This is a genomic window from Candidatus Enterococcus wittei (assembly GCF_002140175.1).
Lineage (GTDB): Bacteria > Bacillota > Bacilli > Lactobacillales > Enterococcaceae > Enterococcus_B > Enterococcus_B wittei.
This window is the reverse complement of the sequence record NZ_NGMO01000004.1, coordinates 168,891-182,071: the sequence shown is the minus strand read 5'-3', so window position 1 is coordinate 182,071 and position 13,181 is coordinate 168,891. Positions and strand designations below refer to the sequence as shown.

Here is a 13,181-nt window from a genome sequence, read left to right as displayed (position 1 = left end):
TATTTATTTAGAACGACAACTCATTTTTTTGATATAAATGGTTGACGAAACACAACTTAATCAATACTATTAGGGTTCAAGAACAAATGAAAAGGGGCGAAGGGATTGACAAAGCGAATTGACCGAATTTATACGTATGTCAAAGAAAAAACCGCTCATTTAAAAAAAGAAGAATACGATCAAGGGGTAACGACACAAGAGATTGCGGAAAATTTAGGGATTCAGCGTACCAATAGTAGTAAAGATTTAAATAAGCTAGTACGTGAGGGGAAACTCTTGAAGACTGATGGCCGACCTGTGCGCTATATTTACCAAGAAAACAGTGGATATGAAAAACCTTTGACTAGGTATGTGCCAAGTTATAAAGAGGAGCCGATTGAGGAGAAAAAACCAAGGATCCAAGTGGATACCAAAGATATTTTTGCAAAAATCATTGGGGCAAATGGTAGCATGAAAAATTCGGTCGAACAAGCAAAAGCAGCTATTTTATATCCGCCTCGAGGGTTGAATTGTCTGATTACTGGACCGACTGGCTCTGGTAAAACGTACTTTGCGCATGCGATGTTTCATTTTGCTAAAGCAAATAAAGTAGTGGGCGAAGCGACTGAGCTGATCGTTTTCAATTGTGCGGACTATGCCAATAATCCTGAATTGTTGATGAGTCATCTTTTCGGATATGTCAAAGGTGCATTTACTGGAGCTGAAGAAGAAAAAGTAGGAATTATTGATCAAGCAGATGGCGGGATGCTTTTCCTTGATGAAATTCACCGCTTGCCTCCTGAAGGTCAAGAAATGATTTTTTATTTTATGGATCACGGTACTTATAGTCGTTTAGGTGAAACCACAAAATCTCACGAGGCAAATGTCCGTATTGTTGGTGCAACTACTGAAGATCCAGGGTCTGCTTTGCTCGAAACTTTTGTCCGACGTATCCCAATCAATATCAAGCTCCCGGCATTTGAAAAACGACCGGCTAACGAAAAAATTGATTTAGTGAAGATTATGATCGCTCATGAAGCCAATCGAACACAACGGAAAATCTCTTTGACAGAAGATGTAGTGAAAGCGCTCATAGGTAGTGTAACTTATGGAAATATCGGTCAGTTGAAATCCAATATCCAGTTGGTTTGTGCTAGAGGTTTCTTAAATCATATGAACGCACCGGAGATTTCAATTACGATTGATGATCTAACGGAAGGTATCCGTAGTGGATTGATCCAATTGGCCAGTAATCGTCAAGAAATGGCAGAGCTTTCGAAAATGCTTGAACCTAAGATCACAGTCTTGCCAAACGATAATGTGATGCAACTACAAGCCGATTCTTATGAACTACCTTATAATCTTTATGACATCATCGGTGATAAAGCGGCACTCTTGAAATCAGATGGGCTAGACCAAGAAGCAATCAATCATTTTATTTCGACTGATATCAATATCCATTTAAAATCTTTTTACAAAGATCATGGGTTCTCATTCAATGCGGACAATAAACTGGCTGAATTTGTTGACCCTAAAATCATTGAAGTGACCAATCAAATCTATACTATGGTCAAACAGTCATTACCTTATGAGTTTCAGCAAAACTTTATTTACGCAATGAGTTTGCATATTAGTTCTTTCTTAAAGCGTATCAATTTAGGGGAAGAACGTCATACCAATGATAATATTCGTGAAATGGCGATTGATTTTCCTGAAGAGTATATACTTGCTCAAAAAGTACGAAAACATATTGAATCATTTTTTCAAGTAGCAATCCCTGAGAGTGAAGATTATTATTTAACAGTTTTACTTGTATCTTTAAGAGCGAACCAATCAGGTGGAAGAATTGGGGTTGTTGTTGCTGCTCATGGAAATAGTACGGCAAGCAGTATGGTACAAGTAGTTCAACAGTTACTAGATGCAGATAATGTTCGAGCCGTAGATATGCCACTTGATATGGATCCACAGACGGCGTTAAGACGAATTGAGCGTTGTGTCCAAGAAGTAGATGAAGGAAGTGGGACGATCTTGTTAGTGGATATGGGTTCCTTATCTTCCTTTAACACCCAAATCCAGCGAGATACAGGAATTCCTGTACGCACGGTTGATATGGTGACGACGTCGTTAGTGCTAGAGACGGTCAGAAAAGTATCGGTATTAGGTACAGATCTTGACTTATTGTATGAGTCTTTGAGAAATTTCCGCGGTTATGCAGGGGTTGCAACGGAAAAAGAAATGAAAAATGAAGCAACTGAACAACCAAAAGCAATCATTGCGATCTGTGCCTCAGGAGAAGGGACAGCTCATCGTATTAAAGAGTTGATAGAACGTGCAGTAAGTAAGCGACAAGAACCACAAGTCGTAGTCATCGCTTTATCGATTATGGAGTTGAATACAAGATTGCCAGAGATTGAAAAAAAGTATCACATCATTGCTACTACTGGCATCACGAATCCTCAAATAGCGGCACCATTTATTCCGCTAGAACGATTCATTGACCAAAATATTGAGCTGATTTTGGATGAGTTGGTCCTGGAATCAGAGTTAGATGAGTCAGAAGATGTATTATTAAACGAAGTGACGGCAAAAAATACTTGTGTCACATTTATTACCGACAACTTTACATTTATAAATGCGAATAAGCTAATTAATCCTCTTTGGCAATTCGCAAAAGAGGTTGCTGAGAAAACTGAAATGGATGCGCAAGAATATGGTTTTATGATCAATTTAGTTCTCCATACAGTAGGGATGATCGAACGAATCATTTTGAATGAACCATTGACTGTCGCCCCAGAAGAATGCCAATCAGCAAAAGAAGATCCCCTCTATGATCAGTTGCTTGATACGTTAACTAATTTAGAGGAGCAGATTAAATTGCGGACTCCATTAGAAGAAGTGTATTATTTGCTAAAATTAATCCATAACCAATTAGATAAAAAAGAATACACTAAACCGTAGATACACAAAAAAGATACACTATTTTAGTGTATCTTTTTTGTGTATTGCTTAAGAAAGCTTTAAACGTAACAGTGTATTGATAAAAAGTTGGCACGGTTCTTGCTTTTAATAAAGTGTGCTAGGAGGTGGTGATCACACAGAAACACGAGGGATTTCTGTGAAGTAATTTTGAAAGAAGGAGATTGGCGAATGGATATTCGATTAGCCCGTATAGATGATCGTTTGATCCATGGACAAGTAGCGACTGTCTGGTCAAAACTGACTGGAGTGGAGCGAATCATCGTCATTAGTGATGTCGTGGCACAAGATACGCTAAGAAAGTTTCTATTAAAAGAAGCTGCGCCGCCAGGTATCATGGCAAATGTGATCACAGTAAAAAAAATGATCCAAATTTTCCAGAGTGGCTTATTAGCAAAAACGAAAGTCATGCTTTTATTCACTAATCCTCAAGACGTTGAAACAATTGTCCGAAGCGGGGTCCATCTAGATTCATTAAATATCGGTGGGATGAGTTTTTCTGAAGGGAAAACAATGATTACTAATTTTGTTTCCGTCGACCAACGCGATATTGATGCTTTCCTTTACTTGAATGATCAAGGAGTGGAACTAGAAATTCGGAAAGTACCTGCGGATCGAAAAGTCTTTTTAATGGAATTACTGACGAAAGCCAAAAAAGCATAAAAAATTGTTGTTGCGAATAGTCAAATGTAGCTGTTGTAATAGGTAAGCAATTATTCTAATTTTTTGATTTTGTTACAACAAAAAAGAAGTAGGAGGTATAAATATGGTAGGGATTATCCTTGCAAGTCATGGACAATTTGCTGAAGGCATCTTGCAGTCTGGTTCAATGATTTTTGGCGAACAAGAAAACGTCAAAGCTGTCGTTTTAAAACCAAGTGAAGGTCCAGATGACTTGAGAGCCAAATTAGAAGAAGCTGTTGCTTCCTTCGATAATCAAGAAGAAGTCTTATTCTTAGTTGATTTGTGGGGCGGAACGCCGTTCAATCAATCAAACACCTTATTTGAAGAACACAAAGACAAGTGGGCAATCGTAAGTGGTTTGAACTTGCCTATGCTGATTGAAGCATACGCATCTCGTTTTTCAATGGAATCTGCGCATGAAATCGCAGCACATATCATTGAAACAGCAAAAGAAGGTGTGAAAGTTAAACCAGAAGAACTAGAACCGGCTGAACAACCAAAAGCTGCTGCACAAACTGCTGCACCATCAGGAGCGCCTGGTAAATTCACATATGTTCTAGCTCGTATCGATTCACGTTTGCTTCATGGACAAGTAGCAACTGCTTGGACAAAAACAACGAATCCAACACGTATCATCGTTGTTTCAGATGCTGTTGCAAAAGATGAGCTTCGTAAGAAACTTATCCAACAAGCAGCTCCCCCAGGTGTGAAAGCGCATGTAGTGCCGATCGACCAAATGATCAAACTTGCAAAAGACGATCAACACTTTGGTGGTCAACGTGCATTGCTATTATTTGAAAATCCTCAAGATGTGTTACGTGCAGTAGAAGGTGGCGTACCTCTAGAAACAATTAACGTTGGTTCAATGGCACATTCACCAGGTAAAGTACAACCAAATAAAGTACTTGCTTTCAGTCAAAATGATATTGATACATTCAATAAGTTGAAAGAAGCAGGCATGAAATTTGATGTACGTAAAGTACCAAATGATTCAAAAGGAAACATGGATGAAATCTTGAAAAAAGCACAAGATGAATTAAAAAATCGTGCTTAATTTAACTATCAGAAAAAATGGAGGATTAACATCATGGAATTAAATATTATTCAAGTGATCTTAGTCATTATCGTTGCATTTTTAGCTGGTATGGAAGGAATTCTTGATGAGTTTCAATTCCATCAACCGGTACTCGCATGTACGTTAATCGGCTTAGTTACTGGGAACTTAGTCCCTTGCCTTATCTTAGGTGGTACATTACAAATGATCGCTCTTGGTTGGGCAAACATCGGCGCTGCTGTAGCTCCTGATGCTGCATTAGCATCTGTTGCATCTGCAATTATTTTAGTTTTAGGTGGTCAAGGAACAGCAGGCGTTTCTTCTGCGATCGCTATCGCTGTGCCACTTGCTGTTGCTGGTTTATTATTAACAATCATCTGTCGTACAATTGCTACAGCGTTCGTTCATTTAATGGATGCTGCTGCAAAAGAAGGTAACTTTAGAAAAGTTGAATTATGGCACATTATTGCTATCTGTATGCAAGGTGTTCGTATTGCGATCCCTGCTGCGTTAATCTTAGCAATTGGTGAAGGTCCAGTAAGAAACTTACTTGAATCTATGCCAGTTTGGTTAACTGACGGATTAGCAATCGGTGGTGGTATGGTAGTTGCTGTTGGTTACGCAATGGTTATCAACATGATGGCAACAAGAGAAGTATGGCCATTCTTTGCTATTGGTTTTGTATTGGCAACTATTTCTGAAATTACTCTTATTGGCCTTGGTGCCATCGGTGTTTCTCTTGCTCTTATCTACTTGGCACTTTCTAAACAAGGTGGATCAGGTAATGGCGGAAACTCAAATACTGGTGACCCACTGGGCGATATCATCGATAACTATTAAAGGAGGCGTACACGAAAATGGCAGAAGAAAGAATTCAATTATCTAAAAAAGATCGTATTTCTGTTTGGTGGCGTTCGACTTTCCTACAAGGTTCATGGAACTACGAACGTATGCAAAATGGTGGTTGGGCATTTTCAATGATTCCAGCGATCAAAAAATTATATAAAACAAAAGAAGATCGTGCGGCTGCGTTAGAACGTCATTTAGAGTTCTTTAACACACATCCATACGTAGCTTCACCAATCATTGGGGTAACATTAGCGCTGGAAGAAGAACGCGCAAATGGTGCACCAGTTGATGACGTAACAATCCAAGGGGTTAAGGTTGGTATGATGGGACCTTTAGCTGGGATTGGGGATCCGGTTTTCTGGTTCACAGTAAGACCAATTCTTGGTGCACTAGCTGCATCTCTTGCAATTAGTGGAAATATCTTAGGTCCAATCATCTACTTCTTTGGTTGGAATATCATTCGTATGGCATTTATGTGGTATACACAAGAATTCGGCTACAAAGCTGGTTCTAAAATTACAGATGATTTATCTGGTGGATTATTACAAGATATCACAAAAGGTGCTTCAATTCTCGGGATGTTCATCTTGGGATCATTAGTTAACCGTTGGGTATCAATCAACTTCACACCAGTTGTATCTACTGTTAAATTAGATAAAGGTGCATACATTGACTGGAACAACTTACCATCAGGTGCTGAAGGAATCAAGAGTGCTTTGGAACAACAAGCGGCTGGTCTTTCTCTATCTGATTACAAAGTAACAACATTACAAGATAACTTAAACAGCTTGATCCCTGGTTTAGCTGCATTATGTTTAACATTGTTCTGCATGTGGTTACTTAAGAAAAAAGTATCTCCAATCATTATCATTCTTGGATTATTCGTGGTTGGTATTGTCTTCCACTTAATCGGATTAATGTAATCTTTGAACTAAACAGTTGGTTAAGAAGCTGTGACAGAAATCATCTATTGATTTTTGTTGCAGCTTTTTTCAATAAAAAGGATGAATCAGTGCAAAGCGCAGATGTCACAACCTTGATAAACGGTGTTCAAGAAGCTGCACTACAAACCTAAGCCAAAAAAATAAAAAATGTGAAGAACCGTTTTCTATTTTTTTTATCTTAGATTTCAGTGCAAAGCACTTCTTTCACAACCTTTTGCTTATTATCAAAAAACAATCTATAATGAACTTACTTGTTAGATCAATTAGAAACGGAGCAATTAAAATGGTAGAATCACTGAATACAAAAGTCGACTTAACGATCGATGCTACTTCTTATTTGGGAACTGCTGAGTATGGAAAAATCATGATTGGTGATAAAGGGTTTGAATTTTATAATGATCGAGATGCGCGTAAGTTTATCCAAATTCCTTGGGAAGAGGTGGATTTCGTGATTGCCTCAGTCATGTTTAAAGGGAAGTGGATTCCTCGATTTGCGATCCAAACGAAAAGAAATGGCACTTACTCTTTTGCCTCAAAGAGACCAAAAGAAGTGTTGCGAGCGATTCGTGTTTATGTAGATCCAAGTCATATGGTGCGCTCGCTTAGTTTGGTCGATGTCGTTAAGCGTGGTGTCAAGAATATTTTCAAGAAAAAATAGAAATGGACCAGACCTATTATTTGCTTGCTTTTTATTCCTTATGCTAGAATTAAACAGGTAAAAAAGGAGGTTATATAATGAGTTGGTTATGGACATTAATTGTAGGTGCAATTATTGGTGCGATTGCAGGAGCAATCACAAGCAAAGGTAATTCAATGGGCTGTATCACAAATATTATTGCTGGATTGGTTGGTTCAAGTATTGGTCAAGCTATTTTTGGCGATTGGGGACCAAGCGCTGCCGGCATGGCACTTATTCCATCTATTTTAGGCGCAGTTATTTTAGTTGCAGTTGTTTCATTTTTCTTTGGGAAAAAATCTTAAAGATAAAAAATAATGAAGAGCGTTTTGACTTAAGGCAGTAGCCAGAGTTGAGACGCTTTTTTCTTTAAAGGCTTAAATTACCTTAATTCTGTCTTCAAATGATAAAAATTTGCTATAATAGAAAAAAGAGTGCAAAGAAAGAAGGAGTTTTTATTATGATGTTACGGGTAGAAAAACTACGTAAAAAAATGCAAGAAGAACAGTTAGATTCATTTTTAGTAACAAGCCCTTATAATCTTCGCTATTTAACTAATTTCACTGGCACAACTGGTTTGGCAGTCATTACTTTAAATAAAGCGTTCTTTATTACTGATTTTCGTTATACAGAGCAAGCCGCTGCACAAGCACAAGGGTTTGAGATCATTAAAAATAGTGGTCCGATTTTTGAAGAAGTTGCTAATTTGGTTCGCCAAGAAGGATTACAAGCTTTAGCGTTTGAAGAAAGAATGGTTTCATTCTTAGAGTATTCTGTCTTAGAGGAAATGTTGGATGCCGAATTGATCCCAGTTTCTGAAATGATTGAGGAATTGCGAGAAGTGAAAGATGAAAATGAAATCGCAACGATAGAAAAAGCATGTAATATCGCTGATATGGCATATGATCATATTTTGAAGATGATCCAACCTGGAATGACTGAAATCGAAGTAGCGAACCAATTAGATTTTTATATGCGTTCATTAGGCGCTTCTGGTGTTTCTTTTGAAACGATTGTTGCAAGTGGTCTTCGTTCAGCCATGCCTCATGGTGTAGCAAGTGCGAAGATGATTGAACAAGGTGATTTGATCACGATCGATTTTGGATGTTATTATGAAGGCTATGTTTCTGATATGACTCGGACATTTGCGATTGGTGACCCAGGAGAGCAACTAAAAGAAATCTATCAGATCGTATTGGAAGCACAATTAGCAGTGCTAGAAGTTGCCAAACCAGGAGTTACTGGTGTGCAATTAGATGCAGTGGCTAGAGATTACATCACGAAATATGGCTATGGTGAAGCTTTTGGTCATTCTACTGGACATGGGATCGGACTAGAAATCCATGAAGGACCGAACGTTTCTACAAGAGCCGAAAAATCTTTTGTTGTTGGAAATGTTATCACGGATGAACCAGGGATTTATTTACCAGGAATCGGTGGGGTACGAATCGAAGATGATTTATTGATCACACCAGAAGGTAACCGTGTGTTGACACATTCACCAAAAGAATTGATCATCCTTTAATACTAGGTGTTCGATTGGATTAATGGAAATGTGGAAAGTCAGAGTTTGTTATAGAAAATAGGCTGATTTAATGATACACTATAGAAGAAATCATGCTGTTGCCAATGAAGTTTTTTAAGAGCAAGTCTGATTTACAGGAGACAGCTTACCTATGTACAGTAGATGTATTAAAAGATTATTTTTTAAATGGATTCCTGTACTTAGGCAAAAGGAGGAATAGATAAAAATGGCAGACGAAAAAAACTTAGTCTTACATGCAAATCAAGATTTAGGAGAAATCGTGATTGCTCCTGAAGTAATCGAAGTCATTATCGGGATTGCAGCTTCTAAAGTTGAGGGTGTCTATGGCATGCGTGGGACATTTGCTAGCAATGTCACTGAATTATTAGGAAGAGCAGCCCATGGCAAAGGAGTCTACTTGGTAAATGACGAAGACGGTTTAAAAGTGGATCTGTATTGTTATTTAGAATATGGTGTATCTGTGCCTAAAGTGGCAATGGAAATGCAAGAGCGTGTAAGTCAACAAGTACTCTTCATGACAGACATTGCTTTAGCTGAAGTGAATATCCATGTAGTAGCAGTGGTGCCGGAAAAACTTGAACAACCAGCCATTGAAGAACTTTTTGAAGATGAAGAGGAAGAAAATGAATAAAGAGTTATCAAGACATGAAATTCGTGAAATGGCATTACAAGCACTTTTTCCTTTGGATTTTAATACAGATCTAACGAAAGAAGATGCGATCATGAATGCAATCGAGTTGGATCACAAAGAGATGATTAATGATGAGGAGTCAGAATTTGTTCCAGTGTACCTCGATACATTGGTTGGCGGAGTCTGTGCCAAAAAAGAAGATTTGGATTCAATCATTGAGAAACATCTAAAAAACAACTGGCGGATCAATCGTATTTCTAAAATGGATCTTATCATTTTAAGAATTGCGATATTTGAAATGATGTATGTAGACGATGTACCAGCACCTGTTGCATTGAATGAAGCAATCGAATTAGCCAAAACATTTAGTGATGATCGTTCACGTAAATTCGTCAACGGGATGTTATCCAATGTACTGAAAGAATTAGAAGCTGGGGCGTAAGTCCTAGCTTTTTTCTATGAATATCAGAAAATCAAATTATCTATCAAAAGTCATCTATGGTAGAATAGAAGCAAAAAAGTCTGGGAGTGATCGTATGGCAGAATTGATCAATGGAAAAGAACTAGCAGAAAAAATGCAAGAAAAACTAGCAGTGAAAGTACAAGAACTCAAAGCAAAACAGATCCATCCCGGTTTGGTTGTTTTACTAGTAGGTGAAAATCCAGCTAGTCAAATCTATGTACGCAACAAAGGGCGCGTGGCAGAAAAATTAGGTATCTATTCAAAAATTGAACGTTATGATCAATCAATTTCAGAAGAAAAATTATTACGTGAAATTGAAAAATATAATAAAGATCCTCAGTTTCACGGGATTCTCGTCCAATTGCCGTTACCTGCACATATCGATGAAGATAAAGTCTTGTTGGCCATTGATCCGAAGAAAGATGTAGACGGGTTTCATCCGATGAATCTAGGTCGTTTATTTGCTGGTACACCTGATAAAATCCCTTGTACACCTTATGGGATCATGAAAATGTTTGAAGCATACGATATTAACCTTGAAGGCAAGCGTGCTGTAGTCATCGGACGTAGCAATATCGTTGGCAAGCCAATGGCCCATTTATTATTGATGGCCAATGCAACGGTGACGATTGCACATTCAAAGACGCAAAATCTTCCTGAATTGGCAAGAGAAGCAGATATCTTAGTCGTAGCCATTGGACGAGGTCATTTTGTGACCAAAGAATTTATCAAGCCAGGGGCCGTTGTAATTGATGTTGGTATGAATCGTAATGAAGAAGGTAAACTGATTGGTGATGTCAAATTCGACGAAGTAGCACCATTAACAAGTTATATTACACCGGTACCAAAAGGAGTAGGACCAATGACGATTACGATGTTGATGTTTCAAACGGTCTTATCAGCTGAAAAAGAGCAGGTGGAAGAATGACGGCGGAGTACTTAACTGTTACAACGTTAACCAAATATTTAAAAAGGAAATTTGAAGCAGATCCCTATCTGGAAAGAGTGTATTTGACTGGTGAGATCTCAAACTTTCGTCTAAGAGCAAATGCCCATCAATATTTTAGCCTGAAAGACGACCATGCTAAAATTTCTGCGATTATGTTCAAAGGGGCTTTTCAAAAACTGCGTTTCCAACCAAAAGAGGGTATGAAAGTGTTAGTGGTTGGTCGAATCTCACTGTATGAAGCGAGTGGTTCTTATCAAATCTACGTGGAGCATATGGAACCAGATGGCGTAGGAGCTTTATATCAAGAGTTAGCTGAACGAAAAGAAAAATTAATGAAAGAAGGTCTATTCCAAGGTCCCAAAAAGCCATTACCACGTTTTCCAAAACGGATTGCAGTATTAACAAGTCCGAGTGGAGCAGTAATTCGAGATATTATCACAACCGTAAAAAGACGTTATCCTATTGCACAGCTCGTACTATTTCCAACTGTTGTCCAAGGAAACCAAGCAGCAGACGATGTGGTGCGAAACATTGAACGGGTAGAAGCGTTGGGGAATTTTGATACGATGATCATTGGTCGTGGTGGAGGATCCATTGAAGATTTGTGGCCATTCAATGAAGAACGGGTAGCAAGAGCAATTTTTAATGCAAGTACACCAGTTATTTCTTCCGTGGGTCATGAAACGGATACGACAATTGCCGATCTAGTGGCTGATTTACGGGCACCAACACCAACTGCTGCTGCAGAATTGGCTGTGCCTGTCTTATCTGAAGTATTGTTACGAATCAAAGAGCGACAATCTCACTTGGAACAAAGTTTTTTACGACAAATCCAACGAAAGCAGGAGCGTTTTGAGCGGGCAAGACAATCCTATGTATTCCGTCAACCGGAACGTCTATATGAAGGACAGACAATTAAATTGGATCAATTGAAACAACGTTTATACCAAGCAACGCAACAGATTTATTATATAAAAGAAAAACAAGCACTCACGTTAAGTCATCAGCTTGAACAAGCTGCACCCACGCATAGAGTAAAATCAGCACAACAAGAAGCAAGCTACTTAGAGAAACGCTTAGAAGAAAAAATCCAACAATATATGAAACAACAACAGCAACGATTTCAACAAGCGGTCCAATCACTTGATTTACTTAGTCCGCTAAAAATTATGGGCAGAGGGTATAGTTATACCACTTTGAATGAACAAGTTGTAAAAAGCGTGAAGGAAGTCAGTCTTGATGATGAGCTAATTATCCACTATGCTGATGGACAAATCAAAGGACGAGTGATACAGACGGAAAAAGGAGAAAATGAACATGGAAAATCCAACATTTGAAGAATCACTACAAGAGTTAGAAAAAATCGTCATGCAATTAGAACAAGGCGATGTACCGTTAGAGTCAGCACTAGATGCATTTAAAAAAGGAATGGAATTGAGCAAGCAATGTCAAGATACACTTACAAAAGCGGAAGAAACGTTAACGAAAATGATGACAGAAAGCAATGAAGAAATTGTATTCGATGAGAAAGAGGAAGTGTAATGAAATTAACTGATTTTTCTGCTATTCATCTTCCTTTAGTCGAACAGGAAATCCATTCATTTCTTAATGAACATACTTCTGATGAGCAATTGAAAGAAAGCATGATTTACTCAATTGATGCTGGTGGAAAAAGGATACGCCCTTTGCTTTTACTAGGAACCTTAAGTTCTTTTAGCGTTGATATTGATGTGAATGCTTATCAAGTGGCTGCAGCACTTGAAATGATCCACACTTATTCTTTGATCCATGATGATTTGCCGGCAATGGACAATGATGATCTTCGCCGTGGTAAGCCTACGAACCATAAAGTATATGGGGAAGCATTAGCGATTTTAGCTGGCGATGCTTTGCTGACAGGAGCTTTTCAATTACTCACGATGACTAAGTTGCCTAATTCACCTAAGTTATTGCTATTGCAACAACTAGCGGTGAGTGCCGGTACCCAAGGGATGGTAGCTGGACAGGCAGCAGATATACAAGGAGAAGCCAAACAATTGACACTTGCTGAATTGGCATCCATCCATGAAAGAAAAACAGGTCGATTGATTCGTTATGCAATGTTAGCTGGAGGTATACTTGCTCAGCAACCAGAAGAAGTGTTGGATCAATTACAAAAAATAGCTGCACATCTCGGTTTAGCCTTTCAAATTCGTGATGACTTACTTGATGTCGTGAGTACGACTGAGGCGTTGGGAAAAACAGTTGGTAAAGATGAACAAGTAGAAAAAAATACTTATCCAAGGCTGTTAGGTATTGAAAAAACAAGAGAAGCATTAAAACAAGAGATCCGTTTGGCGAATGGGATCATTGATCAACTGGAAGAAAATGTCTATTCCTTTAATGGGCAGTTACTTCGTCAATTAGTGAAACAATTTGATGAGAAATGAG

At 38.4% G+C, this 13,181-nt stretch carries 14 protein-coding genes; all 14 read left to right on the top strand.

From position 1 onward, the window contains the following. Window positions 1-105 precede the first annotated feature (105 nt). On the top strand, window positions 106-2,937 hold the full coding sequence (locus A5844_RS11970; protein WP_086285416.1) for a sigma-54-dependent transcriptional regulator: 2,832 nt from the start codon (window positions 106-108) through the stop codon (window positions 2,935-2,937). A gap of 189 nt (window positions 2,938-3,126) precedes the next feature. Continuing rightward, entirely contained in the window at window positions 3,127-3,618 is a 492-nt protein-coding gene (locus A5844_RS11965; protein ID WP_086285415.1) for a mannose/fructose/sorbose PTS transporter subunit IIB, read from the top strand. A gap of 103 nt (window positions 3,619-3,721) precedes the next feature. Further along, on the top strand, window positions 3,722-4,693 hold the full coding sequence (locus A5844_RS11960; protein ID WP_086285414.1) for a mannose/fructose/sorbose PTS transporter subunit IIA: 972 nt from the start codon (window positions 3,722-3,724) through the stop codon (window positions 4,691-4,693). A 33-nt stretch (window positions 4,694-4,726) separates the two neighbouring features. Further along, window positions 4,727-5,533 carry a PTS mannose/fructose/sorbose transporter subunit IIC gene (locus A5844_RS11955; RefSeq protein WP_086285413.1) on the top strand — a complete coding sequence of 269 codons (807 nt, stop codon included), beginning with the start codon at window positions 4,727-4,729 and terminating at the stop codon, window positions 5,531-5,533. A 17-nt stretch (window positions 5,534-5,550) separates the two neighbouring features. Next, window positions 5,551-6,465: a PTS system mannose/fructose/sorbose family transporter subunit IID gene (locus tag A5844_RS11950; protein WP_086285412.1), complete on the top strand. Its 915-nt coding sequence runs from the start codon at window positions 5,551-5,553 to the stop codon at window positions 6,463-6,465. 304 nt (window positions 6,466-6,769) lie between these two features. Beyond that, window positions 6,770-7,144, top strand: a complete 375-nt coding sequence (locus A5844_RS11945; RefSeq protein ID WP_086285411.1) for a DUF956 family protein — start codon at window positions 6,770-6,772, stop codon at window positions 7,142-7,144. 77 nt (window positions 7,145-7,221) lie between these two features. Further along, complete coding sequence (locus tag A5844_RS11940; RefSeq protein ID WP_086285410.1) at window positions 7,222-7,467, top strand: GlsB/YeaQ/YmgE family stress response membrane protein; 246 nt, start codon at window positions 7,222-7,224, stop codon at window positions 7,465-7,467. A gap of 155 nt (window positions 7,468-7,622) precedes the next feature. Then, a complete protein-coding gene (locus A5844_RS11935; RefSeq protein WP_086285409.1) occupies window positions 7,623-8,687 on the top strand; it encodes a M24 family metallopeptidase in 1,065 nt (354 codons plus the stop codon). A gap of 226 nt (window positions 8,688-8,913) precedes the next feature. Further along, entirely contained in the window at window positions 8,914-9,339 is a 426-nt protein-coding gene (locus A5844_RS11930) for an Asp23/Gls24 family envelope stress response protein (protein WP_086285408.1), read from the top strand. Further along, window positions 9,332-9,781, top strand: coding sequence for a transcription antitermination factor NusB (gene nusB / locus A5844_RS11925; RefSeq protein WP_086285407.1), 450 nt, complete (start codon window positions 9,332-9,334; stop codon window positions 9,779-9,781). The genes A5844_RS11930 and nusB overlap by 8 nt, the downstream gene beginning before the upstream one ends. Window positions 9,782-9,875: 94 nt before the next feature. Continuing rightward, the gene (locus A5844_RS11920; RefSeq protein ID WP_086285504.1) at window positions 9,876-10,730 is read left to right on the top strand and encodes a bifunctional methylenetetrahydrofolate dehydrogenase/methenyltetrahydrofolate cyclohydrolase; all 855 of its coding nucleotides are present in this window, start codon (window positions 9,876-9,878) and stop codon (window positions 10,728-10,730) included. Further along, window positions 10,727-12,088, top strand: coding sequence for an exodeoxyribonuclease VII large subunit (gene xseA, locus A5844_RS11915; protein ID WP_086285406.1), 1,362 nt, complete (start codon window positions 10,727-10,729; stop codon window positions 12,086-12,088). Before A5844_RS11920 ends, xseA begins: the two co-directional genes overlap by 4 nt. After that, complete coding sequence (locus A5844_RS11910) at window positions 12,069-12,293, top strand: exodeoxyribonuclease VII small subunit (RefSeq protein WP_086285405.1); 225 nt, start codon at window positions 12,069-12,071, stop codon at window positions 12,291-12,293. The genes xseA and A5844_RS11910 overlap by 20 nt, the downstream gene beginning before the upstream one ends. Next, a complete protein-coding gene (locus A5844_RS11905) occupies window positions 12,293-13,180 on the top strand; it encodes a polyprenyl synthetase family protein (RefSeq protein WP_086285404.1) in 888 nt (295 codons plus the stop codon). Before A5844_RS11910 ends, A5844_RS11905 begins: the two co-directional genes overlap by 1 nt. Window position 13,181: the final 1 nt, after the last annotated feature.